This window comes from Actinoplanes sp. NPDC026623 (genome assembly GCF_040638275.1).
Lineage (GTDB): Bacteria > Actinomycetota > Actinomycetes > Mycobacteriales > Micromonosporaceae > Actinoplanes.
Window position 1 is genome coordinate 1 of sequence record NZ_JBEZXZ010000167.1, and the last position, 19,482, is coordinate 19,482.

The 19,482-nt window shown below is 70.0% G+C and carries 17 protein-coding genes; 7 read left to right on the forward strand and 10 right to left on the reverse strand.

Annotation, left to right across the window (positions count from 1 at the left end; translation table 11 throughout):
- Positions 1-244 precede the first annotated feature (244 nt).
- From AB0F10_RS34135 to AB0F10_RS34160, 6 genes are all read right to left on the reverse strand, one after another.
- Entirely contained in the window at positions 245-790 is a 546-nt protein-coding gene (locus tag AB0F10_RS34135) for a GrpB family protein (protein WP_360634705.1), read from the reverse strand.
- An 18-nt stretch (positions 791-808) separates the two neighbouring features.
- Positions 809-1,537 carry a SigB/SigF/SigG family RNA polymerase sigma factor gene (locus AB0F10_RS34140; RefSeq protein WP_360634750.1) on the reverse strand — a complete coding sequence of 243 codons (729 nt, stop codon included), beginning with the start codon at positions 1,535-1,537 and terminating at the stop codon, positions 809-811.
- 612 nt (positions 1,538-2,149) lie between these two features.
- Positions 2,150-2,509 (reverse strand): STAS domain-containing protein, encoded by a 360-nt coding sequence (locus AB0F10_RS34145; protein WP_360634708.1) that lies wholly within the window; start codon positions 2,507-2,509, stop codon positions 2,150-2,152.
- Between the two features lie 34 nt (positions 2,510-2,543).
- Positions 2,544-3,212 carry a PP2C family protein-serine/threonine phosphatase gene (locus tag AB0F10_RS34150; protein WP_360634711.1) on the reverse strand — a complete coding sequence of 223 codons (669 nt, stop codon included), beginning with the start codon at positions 3,210-3,212 and terminating at the stop codon, positions 2,544-2,546.
- Positions 3,169-3,858, reverse strand: coding sequence for a hypothetical protein (locus tag AB0F10_RS34155; RefSeq protein ID WP_360634714.1), 690 nt, complete (start codon positions 3,856-3,858; stop codon positions 3,169-3,171). The genes AB0F10_RS34150 and AB0F10_RS34155 overlap by 44 nt, the downstream gene beginning before the upstream one ends.
- Positions 3,855-4,403, reverse strand: coding sequence for a hypothetical protein (locus AB0F10_RS34160; protein ID WP_360634717.1), 549 nt, complete (start codon positions 4,401-4,403; stop codon positions 3,855-3,857). Before AB0F10_RS34160 ends, AB0F10_RS34155 begins: the two co-directional genes overlap by 4 nt.
- A gap of 157 nt (positions 4,404-4,560) precedes the next feature.
- Here AB0F10_RS34160 and AB0F10_RS34165 point away from each other — a divergent pair, with 157 nt between their 5' ends.
- Positions 4,561-6,159: an MFS transporter gene (locus AB0F10_RS34165; RefSeq protein WP_360634720.1), complete on the forward strand. Its 1,599-nt coding sequence runs from the start codon at positions 4,561-4,563 to the stop codon at positions 6,157-6,159.
- Positions 6,160-6,301: 142 nt separating this feature from the next.
- Here the strand turns inward: AB0F10_RS34165 and AB0F10_RS34170 are convergent, their stop codons facing one another.
- On the reverse strand, positions 6,302-7,288 hold the full coding sequence (locus AB0F10_RS34170; RefSeq protein ID WP_360634753.1) for a LacI family DNA-binding transcriptional regulator: 987 nt from the start codon (positions 7,286-7,288) through the stop codon (positions 6,302-6,304).
- An 807-nt stretch (positions 7,289-8,095) separates the two neighbouring features.
- On the opposite strand from AB0F10_RS34170, the gene AB0F10_RS34175 reads away from it, so the two are divergent.
- The 5 genes from AB0F10_RS34175 to AB0F10_RS34195 all read left to right on the forward strand — a co-directional run bounded on the left by AB0F10_RS34175 (position 8,096) and on the right by AB0F10_RS34195 (position 14,614).
- The gene (locus AB0F10_RS34175; RefSeq protein WP_360634723.1) at positions 8,096-9,694 is read left to right on the forward strand and encodes a glycosyltransferase family 2 protein; all 1,599 of its coding nucleotides are present in this window, start codon (positions 8,096-8,098) and stop codon (positions 9,692-9,694) included.
- A 57-nt stretch (positions 9,695-9,751) separates the two neighbouring features.
- The gene (locus AB0F10_RS34180; protein ID WP_360634726.1) at positions 9,752-10,567 is read left to right on the forward strand and encodes an HlyD family efflux transporter periplasmic adaptor subunit; all 816 of its coding nucleotides are present in this window, start codon (positions 9,752-9,754) and stop codon (positions 10,565-10,567) included.
- Between the two features lie 170 nt (positions 10,568-10,737).
- Positions 10,738-12,870: a glycosyl hydrolase gene (locus AB0F10_RS34185; RefSeq protein ID WP_360634729.1), complete on the forward strand. Its 2,133-nt coding sequence runs from the start codon at positions 10,738-10,740 to the stop codon at positions 12,868-12,870.
- Positions 12,871-13,071: 201 nt separating this feature from the next.
- Positions 13,072-13,632, forward strand: coding sequence for a DUF5709 domain-containing protein (locus AB0F10_RS34190; protein ID WP_360634732.1), 561 nt, complete (start codon positions 13,072-13,074; stop codon positions 13,630-13,632).
- 82 nt (positions 13,633-13,714) lie between these two features.
- Positions 13,715-14,614 (forward strand): SDR family oxidoreductase, encoded by a 900-nt coding sequence (locus AB0F10_RS34195; protein WP_360634735.1) that lies wholly within the window; start codon positions 13,715-13,717, stop codon positions 14,612-14,614.
- A 38-nt stretch (positions 14,615-14,652) separates the two neighbouring features.
- On the opposite strand, the gene AB0F10_RS34200 is transcribed toward AB0F10_RS34195, so the two are convergent.
- On the reverse strand, positions 14,653-15,708 hold the full coding sequence (locus AB0F10_RS34200; RefSeq protein ID WP_360634738.1) for a YihY/virulence factor BrkB family protein: 1,056 nt from the start codon (positions 15,706-15,708) through the stop codon (positions 14,653-14,655).
- 93 nt (positions 15,709-15,801) lie between these two features.
- Entirely contained in the window at positions 15,802-17,541 is a 1,740-nt protein-coding gene (gene ctaD, locus AB0F10_RS34205; RefSeq protein ID WP_360634741.1) for a cytochrome c oxidase subunit I, read from the reverse strand.
- A 348-nt stretch (positions 17,542-17,889) separates the two neighbouring features.
- On the opposite strand from ctaD, the gene AB0F10_RS34210 reads away from it, so the two are divergent.
- Entirely contained in the window at positions 17,890-19,260 is a 1,371-nt protein-coding gene (locus AB0F10_RS34210) for a discoidin domain-containing protein (protein WP_360634744.1), read from the forward strand.
- A 34-nt stretch (positions 19,261-19,294) separates the two neighbouring features.
- Here AB0F10_RS34210 and AB0F10_RS34215 read toward each other — a convergent pair.
- Positions 19,295-19,482: amino acid permease C-terminal domain-containing protein (locus AB0F10_RS34215; RefSeq protein WP_360634747.1), on the reverse strand; the 188-nt coding region annotated here is incomplete at its 5' end.

Below are 19,482 nucleotides of genomic sequence, written 5' to 3' on the forward strand. Positions count from 1 at the left end.
GCCGGCCGTGGTCGCGGGCCTGGCCGCCGCGGGCGCGAGTTACGCCGGGGCCCGATGGCGTGCCTATGCGACCCGGCACGACTTCGCGGTGCCGGCCGCGGTCGCCGAGGACGCCGCCGCGGTCGCCCTGGCCTGGGCTTCCTCCCGCGAATAGGCCGGCGGCCGACCCGGTGCCGGCGCAACAGGCTTCGCAGCTCTCGAGAAGAGCGGTCTCCGCGACGGCTCGGTCTGGTTCTACCGGGGTTCAGGTCAGCCATCGGCGAGCGTCTGCGGTGATTGCGGCGACCATGGCGCTCTTGCCATCGGTGTACGCATTTCGATCTTGAGCGTGCTGGATGGCGAGCTGTCGTTTTAGCGCCTCGTACTGCTGAACGGCCGCAGGATGGGTGCGGAGGTAGTCGCGAAAAGCGAGTACGTCGGTGAATCGCTGGGAACCGGCCGGGACCAGATGCAGATGATGGCTCCGGTGGGCGGGGTCCGGCTTGCAGAACCAGTGCATGACGTCCTGCCGGTGCGGGGCATAGCAATAGTCGAACTCGGCCAGCAGATCGATGTAGGGGCGCGACGAGTCGAGGTCGGTCACACCGATCATGATGTCGATGATGGGTTTGGCGGTCATCCCGGGGACGGCCGTACTGCCGACATGGTGAATCCCACCGACGACATGAGACCCCAACGCCCCCGTGAGGATCTTGGCCTCCAGCTCGAACTGACCTGGCCAGGCCGGGTCATAGGGTCGAAGGTGGATTGGTTCGTCACCGACCGGGGATACGACCTCGCCATCCGTCATAGTCCTACCCTGCCGCAGCTACGAGGTGTCGACGAGCCGCTCGCGCAGCTTGGCCAGGGCGCCCGTAAGGATCCGAGAGACGTGCATCTGCGAGACGCCGACCTTCTCGGCGATACTCCCCTGGGTCAGATTGCCGTAGAAGCGCAGGATGATGATCTGGCGCTCCCGCTCGGTCAGCAGCGCCAGCACCGGCGGCATGGCGACGTGGAACTCCACGGAGGCATACCCCTGATCCGTCGAGCCGATCGTGTCGCCCAGGGTGAGCCCGGGGTCGTCACCGACCGGGTTGGACAGTGACAACGCGCGGTACGCGTAGCCGCTCTCGAGTCCTTCCAGGACCGCGTCCTCGGACACTTGCAGGTAGCCGGCGATGTCGGCCACCGTCGGTGACCGGCCCAGGCTGTTGCAGAGCTGCGTCCGCGCCGCTCCGATGTCGAGCCGCAGCTCCTGCAACCGGCGGGGCACCCGCAGGAACCATGTCCGGTCGCGGAAGTAGCGCTTCATCTCACCGGTGATGGTGGGGATCGCGTAGCCGGGGAAGTCGGTGCCGCGTAGCGCGTCGAAGCCGTCCACCGCCTTGATCAGGCCGATGGTGGCGACCTGTCGCAGATCGTCGAACAGGTCGCCGCGACGGGCGTACCGGCGGGCAAGCCGGTAGGCCATCGGCAACCACGCCTCGATGGCCTGATCGCGCAGCGCCCGGCGATCGGGGTGTGACGGCGGCAGCGCGGACAGCCGTCGAACCAGCCGACCGGCTCTTCGTCCTCTTCGTCACGTGCGGAAATGCGTTGTCGTACAGCGGTTTCCGCCGGAATGGCCCGGCTGGGAGCGAAGGTCGATACACGCATGGTGTCCTTCTCTTGACGCGCCACGAACGGCCCGCGCCGCAGCGGCGGGGCACCGGCCATCCGGGCCAACTGCTGCAAGGTCTTGGAGGCTCCCACCGAGGTGCGCGGAGACTCCCACAACCCGCCGGGCGCGACCTGGTCGAGCTGGTTACGGACGTACCGTCGCAGCCGGGCTGCCCGGCATCGCCTGGCTGCGCCCCGACGGCGAGCCGATGAGCGGATCCGACTGGGGCGCCGAGGCGGCCCGGACCATCGTCGTGTTCCTCAACGGCGAGGGCATCCACGAACCGGACGCGCTGGGCGAGCAGATCGTCGACGACTCGTTCCTGCTCTTCTTCAACGCGTCCGGGGACAAGCTGGATTTCACCCTGCCCGGTCGGGCGTACGGGCAGAGCTGGGAGATCGTGGTGGACACCGCCGACCCCCTGCTCGCGACGTCCACCGGCTGGAGTGTCAAGGCCGGGGAGAGCCCCTCGATGGCCGCGCACAGCCTGGCCGTGCTGCGCCGGCGCTATTGGGCGCAGGCCGCCCGGACGGCCTCGTCGACGGTCGGGTACGCGGCGAGCAGGCGGTCGAGGTTGGTGGCCCGCAGCACCGTCCACAGCGAGGGCTGGAGGGCGGCCAGCCGCAGCGATCCCCCGCGGGTGGCGGTCTGCCGGTGCAGCTGGACGAACAGGCGCAAACCGCTCGAGTCACAGAAGGTCACCGCGGCCAGATCGATGATCAGCTGGTGCGCGCCCTGCTCGAGGGCCTCATGCGCCGCGTCGCCGAGCAACTGGATGCTGTCCCGGTCGATCTCGCCGGTCGCGCGCAGCACGGCGAGCGGGCCCGTCAGGTGTTCCGCGGTCACCGTCAGGATCTGCTCAACCATGAGCGGGTCTCGACTCTCTCGATGGGCTGTCCGGTCACGGCACGGTCTTCGCTGCCGCGGTACCGGACCATTGCACCAGCACCATCGTGGCGTCGTCGTCCGGGGTACCCCCCTGGTGCTCCATGACGGCGTGCGTCAGGCGCCGGAGGATCTCCGGAGCGGGCAGACCCGAACAGGAGTGCCGTTCAACCAGGTCGACCAGGCGGTCGAGGCCGAACCGCTCACCGTCGCCGGCATTCGCCTCGGTGACGCCGTCGGTGTAGAAGAGCAGCCGGTCGTCCGGTTCGAGTATCTCCTCCGCCAACTCGACCTCGGGATCGTCGAGGCCAAGGGGCATCCGGCGGCCACCGCTGAGCTCCCGCACCATCCGGCCGGCCCGCAGCAGCGGCGCCGGATGGCCGGCGTTGATATACCGCAGCCGGCCGGTCTCGAGGTCGAGCTCACCGAGCACCGCGGTGGCGAAGCGCGCATCGGTGAACTGCTCGAGCAACGCCGCGTCGGCGGCGCGCGCCTGGTCGTAGAGGCCACGGCCGTCGCGCCGGGCGGCCCGGACCGCGGCCAACGCAACCGCGCACGCCAGCCCGGCGGAGAGGCCCTTACCGACACCGTCCAGGATGAGCAGGTGTGCCGCCGCACCGTCCAGGGTGTAGTCGAAGCCGTCACCGCCCACCTCGTAGCAGGGCTGCAGGATCGCGCTGACCACCGCGCGATCGCAACTGGAGGTCAGCGGCGGAAGCAGCCGCCACAACAGCTCGGCCGCTGTGGACATCGGCCGGGATCGCCGTACCTTCTCGAAGTGGTCCCCCCCGCTCCGACGTGGTGGCGATCAGATGCCCCACCAGGCCGGCCAGCAGCTCCAGCCGGCGCACCGCATCGCCGCGCCCCGCCCCGCCGCTCTCCGCCGCCTCGCCGGAGGGGAAGACGACCTCCAGCGCTCCGAGCCGGTCCGTGCCGTCGACCATCGGCACCCACCACCGGCGGTTGTCGCCGTCGGGAGTGCCCGGAATCGACTCCACCCGTGCGAAGGCCCGCCCCGGCAGCGAACAGTCGACCGGCAGCGGCTCCGGTGTCGCCCGGCCGGTCACGGGCAACGGACGTAGCGCCAGTTGCTCGTAGTCCACCAGCCAGATCGTGGCGCGCATGCCCAGTCGTGCCACGGCCGCGTCGACGGCCCGGGCCAGGTCGTCTGGAGGCCACAGGTGCGAACGGCTCAGAATGTCATCAAAGGCCTCCAGCCACTGCAAAAGACTCACCTCGTTCCTCCCCAGCACCCGACGCCGCACTTCCACCGGGCGTCGTGCCGCGCCGACGAGGGCGCGGCACGAGGCCGTCGGAACGGCGTCGCTCACCCGGTCAACCGGGCGAGGATGCCCTTCTTCACCTCGCCGGCCCGCTGCTGTTCGCCGGCCAATGAGCTGATCACGATCAGCGCGCCGGTCAGCGCGGGTACGGCCCACTGCAGCGCGGACAGCTTCTTCTGCGCCTTGACGACGTCGTCCGGAGTGCTCGCGGCGGGCTCGGTGCCCGCCAGCGCCGGCACCGACGTGTCCTTGTTGACCTTGCGGCCTAGTAACCGGCTGTAACCGGTCACGGCCAGAGCCGCCACCGTCAGGCAGGTCTTGGTCAACGCCATCGTGCCGACACCGCGCTGGGCGACCAGACGTGACCGGTTGCCGGCAAGCTCGCCGACGCTGCCGGCCAGATGGGCGCCGATGGCGGCCGCGTTGACCGGGGTCCACTTGTTCCAGCCGGTGTTCGCCACCCGGCCGGTGCCGTTCGCGGTGTCCGCCTCGGCCGAGGCCGGGTTGAGCGCGACCGCGTTGGCCAGCGTTCCACCGAACCAGGCGGCGAGGCCGACGTCGTGCAGCGATCGGGACAGGGTGTCTTGCGCCATGGTGTGTCCTCCAGTCTCGGATGGTTCCGAACGGCTACCCCGGTCCGGCCCCGCTACACGGCCCAACTTCGGGCGCCGTACCGCCTTGTGGTTTCCACCGTGCTGGGCGCTCTCTCCCCTGACGGTAGGAAAGGCCGCACCGGGGTAGTCGAGGACGGTGAGCGTCACGTCCTCGTCAACCACGGTCGCCGCCCCGTCCGCGTGGGCACCGCTGCGCATCGCGACCTATCGGAGCCTGTGGCTGGCCCTGCTTGCCAGCAACATCGGCACCTGGATGCAGACCGTCGGCGCGCAATGGCTCCTGGTCGAGCACTCCGGCACCGACACGCTGGTGGCCGTCGTGCAGACCGCCAGCACCCTGCCGATCGTGTTGTTCGCCCTGCCGTCCGGGGCATTGGCCGACACCTTCGACCGGCGACGGCTGCTGATGGCCGTCCAGTTGTCCCTCGTCGGGGTGGGTGCGGTGCTCACCACGCTGACCGTGGCCGGCCGAATGCCGGCCGCGCTGCTGCTGACCTTGACCTTCGCGCTCGGAGCCGGACAGGCGCTGACCGCCCCGGCCTGGCAGGCCCTGATCCCCGACCTGGTACCGCGGTCGCAGCTCGCCTCCGCCTCGGCACTGGGTGCGATCAGCATGAACCTGGCCCGGGCTGTGGGCCCGGCGATCGCCGGCGTCCTGATCGCGCGCACCGGCCCGGGCGTGGTGTTCGGTCTCAACGCCCTCAGCTTCGCCTATTTCGCATTCGTTCTCTGGCGCTGGCACCGGCCGGCCGAGGACCACTCCGGCGCGCCGGAGCGGTTCGGCGCCGCCGTCCGCGCCGGCGGCCGGTACGTGCGTCACTCGCCGGTGGTGCGGCGTATCCTGCTGCGCGCGGCGTTCTTCCTGGTGCCCGGCAGCGCATTGTGGGCGCTGCTGCCGCTGGTCGCCAGCCGCCGCCTCGGCCTGGGACCGGGCGGGTACGGCGTGCTGCTCGGCGCCGTCGGCATCGGCGCGGTGGCCGGCGCGCTGCTGCTGCCCCGGATGCGTACCCGCTGGTCGATGAACCGGCTGTTGCTCATTGCCGGCGTGGTCTTCGCCGCCGTTCTCATGGTTCTCGGCCTGACCCGCTCCGAGGCCGCCGTCGTGGCGGCCCTGCTGCCCGCCGGGGTCGCCTGGGTGATGGTGCTGTCGAGCGTCAATGCCAGCATGCAGCTGTTCCTGCCGGGCTGGGTGCGCGCCCGCGGCCTCGCCGTCTACCAGATGGTCTTCGCCGGCGGTCAGGCGGCCGGAGCCCTCGCCTGGGGTGCGCTCTCCGACGCCTCCGGCCTGGTCGTCGCACATCTGACCGCCGCCGTGCTGATGCTCGCCGGGGTGGTGACGCTGCGCTGGTGGCCGATGCGGGACACGACCGGGCTGAACCGGGATCCCGCGACGTACTGGCCGGAACCGCACCTGGAGCTGGAACCGGAGGACGCCGACGGCCCGGTCCTCGTCACAGTCACCTACCCGGTGAGCCCGCGGCACGAGGAGGCCTTCCGCGCCGCGATGGAGGCGGTCCGCCGCAGCCGTCTGCGAACCGGCGCGGTTCGCTGGGAGCTGTTCCGCGACGGCGAACATCCGGACCGGTTCGTCGAGGCGTACCTGGTGCCGAGCTGGGACGAGCATCTACGCCAGCACACCGGCCGGCTCACCGGCGCCGACCGGGACGCCGAGGAGCGGGCGCAGGCGCTGACCGACGGCCCGGCCGAGGCCAGCCACCTGCTCTCGGCCCGCTGAACGGCCACACCTCGCGGGGCATGCGGCTCAGCGAATCGACAAGCTTCGCGGCGGCCCAGCGACAGCCTGAACGCCACCGTGCCGGCCACCCGTCAGCCGGGCGGCGTGTCATCCAACCCCGTGAACGTTCCTGGTCGCGGCGCTAGCAGGTCGATTCGCGGACGACGAACTCCGTGCCGAGCAGGATGGACCGCTCGACCGGCTCGCCACCGGCCAGCCGGAGCACCTGCCGCGCCATCGTGCGGCCGATGTCCAGGATGGGCAGGCGCACGGTGGTCAGCGGAGGATCCGTGTAACGGGCCACCTCGGTGTCGTCGAACCCGATGACCGCGACGTCGTCGGGCACCCGCCGACCGGACATCCGCAGCGCCCTGACGGCGCCGTGCGCCATCAGATCGGAGGCGACGAAGACCGCGTCGAGCCGCGGATGCTCGTCGAGCAGCCGCCGCATCGCCGAACTGCCGGATTCCTCCGTGCAGTTGCCGACGGCCACGATCGGCCGGCGGCGCGAGTCGCGCAACTCGGCCCGGTATCCGGCGAGCCGGTCGACCGCGCCCGGGGCGTTCTGCGGTCCGGCGATCGTGGCGATCCGCCGGTGGCCGGAGTCCACCAGACGCCGTACGGCCTGCCGAGCGCCGTCCGCGTTGGCGACGTCGACGTACGGCACCGCCGACCGGCCCATCGGACGTCCGTTGACCACGACCGGAACGTTCTTGCCGGCGAGCGTCATGGGTAACTCGTCGGCGCCGTCGACGGACACCACCAGGACACCGTCCACGTGTCCGCCAATGGCGTAGTTGGTGATCCGCTCCCGGCTCTGTGGGGAGCTCACCACCTGCAGGACCAATTCCTTGCCGGCCGCGTCCAACTCCTGGACGACGCCGTGGACCACGGTGGCGAAGAAGGGGTCCTCGACGAAGATCCGGCCGGCCGATTCAGTGAGAACGAGGGCGAACGAGTCCATCTGGTGCGTCACCAGACCACGGGCGACCCGGTTGGGCACGTAGTTCAGCACCCCGACGGCGTCCAGCACCGCGTCCCGGATGTCGGGCGACACCGATGTCGAGCCATTGACGACCCGGGACGCCGTCGCTCGGGACACTTTGGCCAGGGCGGCGACGGTCTCCAGGGTCGGACGTTCGTGTCCCGAAGCCGCACGCCTCGAATGAGGGCCGCCGTGGCCGTCGTCACTTTCATTGAAGGATCTGGTCACCGACATCGATTATTATGCCCTTCCGATGCGACCGGGTTGCCTTGTCACGGTATACATCCGCCGGTTCCGATCGCAAATAGACGTGCCCAATACAAGATCACTGATGGGGCATGGCGCGGCTGCACGAGTGGCTGGCCCCGGCAAATGACAATCATCGCGCGCGAGTTTGATCAGTGACACGCATCGGCGCCCGGCGGTGATCGTTTTCAAACTGCGCAAGAATATCGGCGTCCATACCATGCATGCGGTCTGACCAGGCCAAACACCGGCGCGCCAGGGTGCTGCGACACCCCGCCACCTCGACCGGGAAGCGATTCCTCGGCGATGGGGGTAATCCGCGATGCGCATCACGTTTCGCTTTGAGTTCCGGCGTTGACCTGCAACAACCCGGCAGGCCGCCAGGGCATCGATGAACGCCGTGTTTACTGGGGACAACGATTTGGTTTCCATCAAGGCCGGTCGATCTATGCCGCCAATCACAGGATTTGCCAATGACGGCCGCTGCCCCTAACGTTCGTGACCGGACGCCGACGTCTGGCAATGTTCAAAATCAATGTGTTGGGTGGCGGTGGCGCGCATGGCCGCCGTTTAACCGGCGCGAAACAATCGATTGTCCACGCAATGTCGCGCGGTCAGCTCTGCGACCGACGGGGATGGACCAGCACCGTCGGGCAGGCATCTCCCGGCCTCGATCTCGGGGCCACGGAATTTCTTGGAGCAACCATGCCGACCACCAGTCCGCAATCCCGCGCGGCCGGTGCGCCCCGCCAGGCCTGGCGGCCGCTTCAGCGGTCCACCCGGGTCGCCATCCTGGGCGCGCTGCTCGCGACGCTGTTCTACCAGGCCTTCCTGCTCGACCCGCAGTACCGCGGCCCGACCTGGCTGTGGACCGCGATGCTGCTGGCCGAGGGCCTGACCGCCCTGCACGCCATCGGCACGTGGTGGACCATCCTCGCCCACGACAACCGGGACGAGTCCGCCGACGTGACGGTGGCGCGGCACCAGCTCCGTGCCGGTGGCCGGATGCCGGTCATCGACGTCTTCATCACCGCCTACGGCGAGGATCCGCAACTCGTCCGCACGACGTTGCGGGCCGCCCGCGACGTGGTCCTGCCGCACCGGACCTGGGTCCTCGATGACGGGGACAGCGACGTCCTGCAGGCCATCTGCGCCGAGGAGCGGGTCGGCTACCTGCGCCGGGAGGGCGGCCGGCACGCGAAGGCCGGCAACGTCAACGCGGCTCTCGCCCGGACGACCGGCGAGTACGTGGTCATCCTCGACGCCGACCACGTCCCGGAGCCGAACTTCCTGCTCCAGATCCTGCCACACTTCGACGACCCGGCGGTCGCGTTCGTCCAGTCACCACAGTCCTACACCAACCAGGCGAACCTCGTCTCCACCGGTTCATCGGAGGCGCAGCGCATCTTCTACGAGCTGGTCTGCCCGGGGAAGAACCACTTCAACGCGGCGTTCTGCGTCGGCACGAATGTCATGTTCCGGCGGGCGGCCCTGAACGAGATCGGCGGCATCGCCACCGGGAGCAACTCGGAGGACATCTGGACGTCTCTCGAGCTGCACCGGCGTGGCTGGAAGTCGATCTACGTGCCGCACGTGCTGGCCCGTGGGCTGGCGCCGGTGGACGTGACGTCCTACCTGAAGCAGCAGCTCCGCTGGTCCAGCGGCGGCTTCGAGGTGCTGCTGCGCGGCCGGCTGTTTCGCCGGGGCGGCGGCCTGACCATCGACCAGCGGCTGCAGTACCTGTTCGTCGGCACGCACTACCTGCTGTCGCTGGCGATGATCACATTTATGTTGTTCCCGGCCCTGTACCTGTTGTTCGCGTTGAGCCCGATCAGGGCTGACGGGCTCACCTGGGCGGCGCACTACCTGCCGTTCCAGGCGATGGTCCTGCTCGTCACCTGGTTGCAGTCCGGTGGTTTCAAGGGGTCGGCCATCGTGGCCAGCATCGGGGCGGCGCCGGTGCACGCCCGGGCATTCTGGGCCACCCTGCGCCGCAGGCCGGCGAAGTGGAGCGCGACGAATCAGGCCGGCGCCGGCACCCGGTCGCTGTGGGTGGTCATGCCGCAGGTGGCGCTGTTGCTGCTCAACGTGACCGGCATCGTCGCCGGGCTCGTCGTCATGGCCGATCCGGCACCGACGTGGCTCTCCGTCGCGTGGGCCACCATGATCGTGCTCATTCTCGGCCGGATGATCGTCGAATCGGTCACCGGCGGACAGGAGCCGCCGCCGGCCCCCGCCGACCGGCCCGCCACCGGCGTGCCGTCCGAGCCGGCGGGCGTGCCCGTGATCGCCTCCGCCGGGTAAGCGCGGCCGGCCGACCGAACCCATTGCTTCTGTAACACCGTTCAAAGGGATATCGCCATGACCACTATGGTCGAGCACGACAATCGCGAACAGTCCACCTCCCCGGCGCCGCCTACCGCGCCCGAGCCGGTGTCGCGGGGCGAAGCCAAGCGCACCCTCAGGTCCCGGCTGCCGGCCGTTCGGACGTTCTTCGTCACCCTCGTCCTGATCGGCGGCGCGGCCGCCGGCGGTACCTACGTGGTGACGCACCGGCTCGCCGAGAGCGCGTTCGTCACCCTCGACGAGGCGACGCTGACCGCGGATGCCCTGCCGGTCGGCTCCACCGGCGCCGGCGTCGTGACCCAGGTGCTGGTGACCGAGCATTCCCGGGTCGCCGCGGGTCAGGCACTGGCCCAGGTGAAGCTTGCCGAGGACCCCGCCCACCCCGGGCAGCCGGCGACCGAGACGCTGCGGGCACCCACGCCCAGCACCGTATCGAGGATCGACATCGCCCTCGGCGGCGTGGTGGGCTCCGGCGAACCGATCATCACGTTGTACGACCACACCAAGCTGGCGTTCCAGGCCAAGGCGACGGAAGAGGAGCTCCGCAGCCTGCGCCTCGGCATGGCCGCCCGCATCACCGGCCCCGGTCTCGACCGTCCGGTGTCGGCCACGCTCGACCACGTGGAGCCGCGGGTCGGTCTCGACCCGCTCTCGGACGCACCGCTGACCGAGGAGCAGAAGGCGGACCATGAGCAGCTCACGGTCGTGCTGCTGCCCCGGACCGGCGACGTGGACACGGTCAGTGCGCTGGTGCCCGGGCTGCGCTTCACCGCCCAGATCGACACCGGCAGCGCGGTTGGCCGGACGCCCGCAGTGAACAGTGCCGGATGAGGGCCGGCCTCCGGCGGATCGTGACCGCCGCATGCGTACTGCCCACGGTGCTGATCACCGCGGCGTGCTGGGGAGGAGATGAGCCGAAGGTGTGGAAACCGGAGCTTACGGCGTCCGTGAACGGAGCCTTGAGCGAAGGGGCCGCAACCACTCTGGTTCACCGCCCCAGCATGGGCGGAAAGGCCAGCCTGTCCGAGACGTTGCCCGCGGACATGAGCCCGACGCGGCGCCCGGTACAGGCCGGGCCGCCGCTGACCGGGCAGGCACTACCCACGAATCAGTGGTGGACCTCCGCCCTGACCGCCTCCCTGCAACAGCCGATCTGGGCCCATCCACTGGCCGTCAAGAACACCGGCGACGGGATCGCGGTCAGCGCGGCCGCCGCGACCGCGACCGCCAAGGCCGTGGTGACGCCCTTCCGACCGGCCCTGACGGCGGCCGGCCCGATCGCCACGACGCGGGTCGTCGGGTACGGGGCCTTCCACGTCGTGCTGCGCGCCGAACTCCGCGGCGGCGGGGCGGTAGAGATCACCCTGGTGCAGGGCAGCCCGCTGCTCTACCTGGATTTCCAGGACGCCAGGCCGTCGCTCACCGCGACCGGTCCGGTCCGACGCCTCGGCGGTACCGGGTCGCTGGCCCAGCTCAGCATCGCCGGGCAGCGCTGGGACGTTCAGGCCGAGGATGGTGCCGGCTGGCGCCAGGACGGCAACCGGCTCACCGTGGACCGGTCCGACAGGACCGCGATCGCGGTGGCCCGCGTGCCGGACGGGGTGAACGACGCCGAGTGGACGCAGGCGCTGATCGGCGCGGCCGGCGACCCGGTGACCCGGACGACGTCGTACATGGCATACGACGGCGTCGCCGGCGCGGTGACGCAGACCCTGCTGGCCGAACGCCGGTCCGGCAGACCCGGTGTCTGGGCGCTGCTGCCGCACCAGCGGGCCAACCTCGTTGCCGACGGCGGCCCGCAACCGATGGCCGGGGCGTACCCGGATGCCCTGGGGCCCCTGTCCGTGGTGCGTGGCGCCGGACTGCGTGTCAGGGTGCCGATGCCCGGTTTGATCACCGAGGTGCCGGCGATCCCGCTGTCCGGCCCGGCCCGCGCCGCCGTGTTGGACGATCTCGACCGCGACCTCGCCGCCAAGCCGCCCACCGCCGACGGCGGCAGCTATTTCGGGCTGAAGGAACTGGGTCGGCTGTCCACCGTCGCGGAGGTCGCCAAGGGCGTCGGGGCGCTGCCCCAGCAGCAGGCGGCGCTGAAGCGACTGCGGACCGGACTCGTCGACTGGCTCACCTACGACGGTCCGGGCGATACCCGGTACTTCGCCTACGACCAGACGTGGGGCGGGCTGATCGCCGTGCCCGCGGAGTTCGGCAGCAACGACTACAACGACCACCACTTCCAGTACGGACACCTGGTGCGGGCCGCGGCGGTGCTCGCCGAGGCGGACCCGGCCTTCCTCCGTGACTACGGTGGCGCCGTGAGTCTGGTGGCGCGCGACTACAGCGGCACGTTGTCGGCGAGTGGAGCCGACGGATTCCCGGCCTTCCGGGCGTTCAACGCGTACCTCGGGCACTCGGCGGCGTCCGGATTCGCCCCGTTCGCCGACGGCAACAACCAGGAGTCGTCCAGCGAGGCGGTCGCGGCCTGGGAGGCGGCCACCCGCTGGGGCATCGTCGCGAAGGACGCCGACCTGACGGCGTACGGTGTCACCCACTACGCGCTGGAGGCGGCGACCGCAAAGATGTACTGGCTCGGCGAGAATCTGGAACGCCCGGCCGGCTACCGGCACACCGTGGCCGGGATCGTGTGGGACGCCAAGGTCGACTACGCCACCTGGTTCGATCCCAAGCCGGAGTCGATCATGGGGATCCAGCTGTTGCCCCTCACCTTCGGCTCGCTCTACCGGGGCGATCCGAGGCAGGCGGCAGCCCGCTCGGCCGAACTGGCGCGCGAGGTGGGCGGCGCACCGCGGGTCTGGGGCGATCTGTTCGCGGCCGATCTCGCGGTTGCCGATCCCGCGACGGCCCGCAAGCGGCTCACGGCGACGCTACCGCGCGAGGACAGCACCAGCCGCGCGATGGTGCGGTACTGGGTGGAGATGCTGGCCGCGTACGGTCCGCCGCAGCCGGCCGTGGTGGCGGACGGTCCGTACGGCCTGGCCTTCGGCAGCGCCGATCATCCTCGGCTGCTCGCCGTCAACCCGACGGACGAGCAGGTGACCGTGACGTTCCGGACGAAGGGCACGATCACCGCGACTGTGGTCGTGGACCCGGGCCAGAGCGTCGTCCGGCGCCCCTGAGCCCGGCACCCGCGGACGGCTCGGCGACCTGTCCGATTGTCCGTGGGCATCAGGCAGCCACCGCCGGTCTCGAAGGTTGTGAACCCGAGATCGGCGGTGGCGCTGTCGCTTCGCGCCGTACGGGGACTTGGGCCTTCTCGCGGTGCGGCACAGCCCGCATGAGGCAGGCATGAGTCGCCGGTGGCCGGGTAGGCGAGGGCCATGCGAAACGACTATCCCCGGCCGGTGTCGGATCCGGAGGCCGAAGGGCTGCCGGACACGGCCGACGACGACTCCACCGCGTACGACGATGTCCGGAGCGGGCGATGGGCGGACGGCCCGGACCCGGCGGCGCTGCCCGCCGACCGGCCACTGGCGCTCGACCGGTTCGGCACGACGGCGCGGGAGCAGCGGGCCGGCGAGTCGCTCGACGACCGGCTCGCGCAGGAGGAACCGGACATACAGCCGGAGGATGCGACGCAGCCACCCGAGGTCCGGGAAGACGACGCGATCGACGGGCAGAGCGCGGCCCGGGCCCAGCTGGACGCCGACGTCAACGGCGAGAGCCCCACCTCCGACCCCGGCTCCAAGGTATCGATCTACGACTTCGGCCGGCTGGACGGCACCACACCGGAGCCGGTCGGCCGGCTGGTCGAGGCGGACGAGGGCGACGGCTACGACACCGAGGCGGACAGCGTCGCGTACGACGCCGGAGCCGCCGGCGGCGGTCCCAGCGCCGAGGAGCTGGCCGTCCACGAGACCGACGCACCCGACTACCACTGAGCCCGCCCGAACGGCGAGATCCCGCCGACCCCGCGGTGGGCGGCAGCGCGACCGATCAGCCATCGTACGGAAAGGACATGTCGTGACCCAGGACCAGTACGGCAAGCAGGACCCGCAGGACCAGTACAGCGCGCCGCAGGAGCAGGAGAGCGAGCAGATTCCGCACCCCGGGATCACCGGCCAGATGGACGACGAACCCGACCACGGTGAGGACAGCTACCGCGGCAGTGGCCGGCTGTCCGGCAAGAAGGCCATCGTCACCGGCGGTGACTCCGGCATCGGGCGGGCGGTCGCCATCGCCTTCGCCCGCGAAGGAGCCGACGTGCTCATCGCCTATCTGCCCGAGGAGGAGGCGGACGCCCGTGACACCGCCCAACTGGTGGAGAAGGCGGGACGCAGGGCGGTCACGGTCCCCGGCGACATCCGCGACGAGGCGCACTGCGCCGCCGTCGTCGAGCGGGCGGTCGGCGAGCTCGGCGGCCTGGACATCCTGGTGAACAACGCGGCGTACCAGATGGCACAGCCGGGGGGAATCACCGACATCAGCACGGAGCAGTTCGACCGGGTCATGAAGACCAACCTGTACGCGATGTTCTGGCTGAGCCGAGCCGCCGTGCCGCACATGAAGCCGGGTTCCACGATCATCAACACGGCGTCGATCCAGGCGTACCAGTCCTCGCCGGAGCTGCTCGACTATGCCACGACGAAGGCGGGGATCGTCGCCTTCACCAAGGCTCTCGGCGCGGGGCTGGCCGAGAAGGGCATCCGCGTCAACTCGGTGGCGCCGGGACCGATCTGGACGCCGCTCATCCCGGCCACGATGCCGGACCAGAAGGTGGAGTCGTTCGGCGAGCAGACGCCGCTCGGCCGCGCCGGCCAGCCGGCCGAGCTGGCACCGGCCTATGTCTTCTTCGCCTCGCAGGAGTCCAGCTACGTCACCGGCGAGGTGCTCGGTGTGACAGGCGGCCAGCCCCTGTCCTGACCCCACTGCGTAACGGCGGGGCATACCCCGCCCCGCCGTTACCCGGAGCTCAGGCCCCGCTCGCTGCCATCCTTGATCTTGCGGTCGTCGCGGAGCTGGAGGAACGGCTCATCGGACGGGTCCTGACCGGCGGCGATGGCGCGGCCCCGTTCGAGCTCGGCGTCGAACTCGGCGCCGAGCAGAATGGCGATGTTGCTGATCCACATCCAGACCAGGAAGGCGATGACGCCACCCAGGGTGCCGTACGTCTTGTTGTAGTTGGCGAAGTTCGCCAGGTAGATCGCGAAGGCGGCGGAGGCGATCAGCCACAGCACGACGGCGAGGATGCCGCCGGGGCTGACCCACCGGAAGCCGCCGGTCCTGGCGTTCGGCGAGGCCCAGTACAGGATGGCGAACATGAGGCTGACCAGAATCACCAGGACGGGCCACTTGGCGATGTTCCAGGTCAGTACCGCGACGGAGCCGAGGCCGATCTTCTCACCGACGATCTCGGCGAGATCGCCGGTGAAGACCACGATGGCGGCCGAGATGACGAGCATGACGCCGACGACGGCGGTGACACCGACGCGGATGGGCAGGGTCTTCCAGATCGGCCGGCCCTCCGGAACGTCATAGACGGCGTTGGACGCCCGCATGAAGGCCGCGATGTACCCCGACGCGGACCAGAACGCGACGACGAGACCGACGATCGCGGCGATCCCCGCTGCGCCGGGGTCCTTGACCTGACCCAGGACGGTGTTGACCAGACTCTGCAACTGCTGGCTCGGGGCGAGCTCCTCAACGGCGTCCTGGACGGTCTTCTGACCGTTGCTGCTGAGCATGCCGAGCAGCGACACGAGCACCAGCAGCCCCGGAAAGATGGACAGCACGCCGTAGTAGGTCAGCGCGGCGGCCCAGTCGGAGATGTTGTCCTGCGAGAACTCCTTGACGGTGCGTTTCAGCGCCGCGAACACTCCCCCGGCTCTGAGCTGTGCCGGGTTGTCGGGGCCCGCGTCGGGTGACACCGCGGACAGGTCGGCGGACTTGTCCTCTCCGGTCTTCGTGGTGGCGGCCGCGGCGACGTCGAAGTCGTCGGCCTTGCGGTGGGAGTTCATGCCGGCTCCTCCAGGCATCCGGACGGTCGGTGACAACCGAGGTTCGACCGCTGCTTCCCCCACCAGCGGGCTTCTAACCGGTTTTCAACCAGCTCACTTGTCCTCGACATACCTGGCGCCGCCGTCGGACTCGCTGCTGAACGGCCGGGCGCCGCCCTCGGGTGGCCCGGCCTCGCTCTGCGCACCGGCCGCGAGCTCGGGGAACTTGGCGTCGAAGGCCGGCCGCTCCGACCGGATGCGCGGAATGCGGTCGAAGTTGCGCAGCGGCGGCGGGCAGCTGGTGGCCCACTCCAGGGAGTTGCCGTGGCCCCAGGGATCGTCGGCGGTGACGAGCGGCCCGACCCGGTACGACTTCCACACGTTGTAGAGGAACGGCAGGGTGGAGGCGCCGAGAATGAACGAGCCGACGGTGGAAATGGTGTTGAGCGTGGTGAAGCCGTCCGAGGGCAGGTAGTCGGCGTAGCGGCGGGCCATGCCCTCGGCGCCGAGCCAGTGCTGGACGAGGAAGGTGGTGTGGAAGCCGACGAAGGTCAGCCAGAAATGCACCTTGCCGAGGCGGTCGTCGAGCATCCGGCCGGTCATCTTGGGGAACCAGAAATAGATGCCGGCGAAGACGGCGAACACGATCGTGCCGAAGAGCACGTAGTGGAAATGCGCGACGACGAAGTACGAGTCGTGCACGTGGAAGTCGAGCGGCGGGCTGGCCAGCAGCACGCCGGTGAGGCCGCCGAGCAGGAACGTGACCATGAAGCCGAGGGAGAACATCATCGGGGTCTCGAAGCTGAGCCGCCCGCGCCACATCGTGCCGATCCACACGAAGAACTTCATTCCGGTCGGCACGGCGATCAGGAAGCTCAGGAAACTGAAGAACGGCAACAGCACCTGGCCGGTCGCGAACATGTGATGCGCCCACACGCTGAACGACAACATGCCGATCAGCAGCGTCGCGGCGACCAGCCCCTTGTAGCCGAAGACCGGCTTGCGGCTGAACACCGGAATGACCTCGGTGATGATGCCGAAGAAGGGCAGCGCGACGACGTACACCTCGGGATGGCCGAAGAACCAGAACAGGTGCTGCCACAGCATCGGGCCGCCGGTGGACGGTTCGAAGACGTGCGCGCCGAGGATCCGGTCGGCACCGAGCGCCAGGAGCGCGGCCGCCAGGAACGGGAAGATCGCCAACACCAGGATCATCGTGACCAGGATGTTCCACGTGAAGACCGGCATCCGGAACATCGTCATGCCCGGCGCACGCAGGGTGACGATGGTGGTGACCATGTTGACCGCGCCGAGGATCGTGCCCAGGCCCGACAGGACCAGCCCGACCACCCACATGTTCCCGCCCAACCCGGGCGAGTGCTGCTGGTCGCTGAGCGGCGCATAGGCGGTCCAGCCGAAGTCCGCCGCGCCGGTGGGGGTGAAGAAGGCGCCGACGGCGATGGTCCCGCCGAACAGATACAGCCAGTACGCGAACGCGTTGAGCCGCGGGAACGCCACGTCCGGGGCGCCGATCTGCAGCGGGATGATGTAGTTCGCGAAGGCGAACACGATCGGGGTCGCGAACAGCAGCAGCATGATCGTGCCGTGCATGGTGAACAGCTGGTTGTACTGCTCGGGCGAGAGGAACTGCATGCCGGGGCGGGCCAGCTCGCCCCGCATCAGCAGGGCCATCAGGCCGCCGGCCATGAAGAAGACGAACGACGTGGTCAGGTACATCAGGCCGATCTGCTTCGCATCGGTGGTCCGCAGGATTCGGGCGAGCGCGGAACCGCGCACCTGACGTCGCACCGGCCAGGGCCGGGTCTGTACCGGGCGAGGCGTGACCGCTGTCATCGTGACCTCCGCAGGCGTCATGGCAGGCGCGGGGCTACCGCCATACCTGTGCCGAGTTCCGTGCCGGAGGCGTCTTAAACCTCATCGATGCCGTCCGCGCCGGGAAAATCTCGCAGCGGACGTCTTGACGGCGGTGGAGCCGAGTTGTTAGCTGCATGGAGAGCGCTCTCTTTCCCCATCCGCAGCGTTGCCGGCACACCCCGGTGCCGGCATCGAGTGAGGCACCCGGCCCATCCCCAGGCCGAGGCACAGCCCAGCCCGGCACGCCACGCGCATCGTCCGGCGTACGGGTTCCGCATGTCCTCCGCCCCTGGCCGCGGGTGTATCCCCCGTTCGCAAGGGAGAACCATGCGAATCAACGACAGCCGGCGGCGTACCTGGATGGCCGCCGCCACCGCCGCGACCACCGCCGGCCTGCTCGCGGTGACCGCCGCGGCCCACGCCGGCGAGCCCACCACCGTCACACCGGCCGCGGCGGCAGCAGCCGCGGTCGATGCTCCCCCGGCAGGCTTCACGACAACGTGGAGCGACGACTTCACCGGCGCCGCGAACACCGGCGTGAACACCGGCACCTGGAAGTACGACACCGGCCCGGGCAGCACCTTCGGCACGGGCGAGATCGAGACCATGACCAGCAGCACCGCGAACGTCTTCCAGGACGGCGCGGGCCACCTGGTCCTGCGGGCCCTGCACAGCGGCACCGCCCCGCGATCGGGCTGGGCCTCCGGGCGCATCGAGACCCAGGCCGCCACCTTCGGCGCCGCACCCGGCGGCGTCGTCCGGATGGAGTCGCGCCTGCAGCAGCCCAACGTCACCACCGCCAACGGCGCCGGATACTGGCCGGCGTTCTGGATGCTGGGCGCGCCGCTGCGCTCGGGGGTGACCTGGCCGAAGAGCGGCGAGGTCGACATCCTCGAGGACATCAACGGGCGCAGCTCGCTCTTCGGGACCCTGCACTGCGGCGTCAATCCGGGCGGTCCCTGCAACGAGTCCACCGGGCTCGGCAGCGGCGAGCGCGCCTGCTCCGGCTGCCAGACCGGCTTCCACAACTACGCGGTCGAGATCGACCGGTCGAAGTCGCCGGAGGAGATCCGCTGGTACCTCGACGGCGCCAACTACTTCACCCTGCCGGCCAACCGCGTCGACGCCACCACCTGGGCCAACGCGGTGGACCACCCGTTCTTCATCATCTATGACCTGGCCATGGGCGGCGGCTTCCCGGACGCCTTCGGCGGCGGGCCCAACGCCTCGACGATCTCCGGCGGGCAGCTGACCGTCGACTGGGTCGCCGTCTACAACAAGGGCCCCGGCGGCACCACGCCGCCGCCGACCGGCACCAATCTGTCCCAGGGCAGGCCGACCACCGCGTCGTCGACCGAGAACGCCGGCACGCCGGCCTCGGCGGCGACCGACGGCAACACCGGCACCCGCTGGTCGAGCGCGTTCAGCGACCCGCAGTGGGTGCGCGTCGATCTCGGCGCCACGCACGCGATCTCCCAGGTGGTGCTGAACTGGGAGGCGGCGTACGCCAGGGCCTTCCAGATCCAGACCTCCAACGACGGTACGAACTGGACGACGATCTCGTCGACGACGACCGGCACGGGCGGCAACCAGACGCTCGCCGTGTCCGGGTCGGGGAGGTACGTCCGGATGAACGGCACACAGCGGGCCACCCAGTACGGCTACTCGCTGTGGGAGTTCCAGGTCTACGGCTCCTGACCGATCGGGTGGCGCTCGGCTCGCGGGCGCCACCCTAGTCGTCGGCGGGCTCCCGGGTGGGACTCAACTTCGAGTGGTGGCGGCCGTACGCGAAGTAGATGATCATGCCGATGATGAACCACACCGCGAAGCGCAGCCAGGTGGTCGGGGTGAGGAACGTGATCAGCCAGATCGAGAAGATCACGCCGAGGGCCGGTATCACCGGCATGCCCGGCAGCCGGA

Excerpts from the sequence above, each read along its gene's own strand:
- AB0F10_RS34135 (WP_360634705.1), bottom strand. The coding sequence starts at position 790 with ATGACGGATGGCGAGGTCGTATCCCCGGTCGGTGACGAACCAATCCAC.
- AB0F10_RS34145 (WP_360634708.1), bottom strand. The coding sequence starts at position 2,509 with ATGGTTGAGCAGATCCTGACGGTGACCGCGGAACACCTGACGGGCCCG.
- AB0F10_RS34160 (WP_360634717.1), bottom strand. The coding sequence starts at position 4,403 with ATGGCGCAAGACACCCTGTCCCGATCGCTGCACGACGTCGGCCTCGCC.
- AB0F10_RS34175 (WP_360634723.1), top strand. The coding sequence starts at position 8,096 with ATGCCGACCACCAGTCCGCAATCCCGCGCGGCCGGTGCGCCCCGCCAG.
- AB0F10_RS34180 (WP_360634726.1), top strand. The coding sequence starts at position 9,752 with ATGACCACTATGGTCGAGCACGACAATCGCGAACAGTCCACCTCCCCG.
- AB0F10_RS34185 (WP_360634729.1), top strand. The coding sequence starts at position 10,738 with ATGGGCGGAAAGGCCAGCCTGTCCGAGACGTTGCCCGCGGACATGAGC.
- AB0F10_RS34190 (WP_360634732.1), top strand. The coding sequence starts at position 13,072 with ATGCGAAACGACTATCCCCGGCCGGTGTCGGATCCGGAGGCCGAAGGG.
- AB0F10_RS34200 (WP_360634738.1), bottom strand. The coding sequence starts at position 15,708 with ATGAACTCCCACCGCAAGGCCGACGACTTCGACGTCGCCGCGGCCGCC.
- ctaD (WP_360634741.1), bottom strand. The coding sequence starts at position 17,541 with ATGACAGCGGTCACGCCTCGCCCGGTACAGACCCGGCCCTGGCCGGTG.
- AB0F10_RS34210 (WP_360634744.1), top strand. The coding sequence starts at position 17,890 with ATGCGAATCAACGACAGCCGGCGGCGTACCTGGATGGCCGCCGCCACC.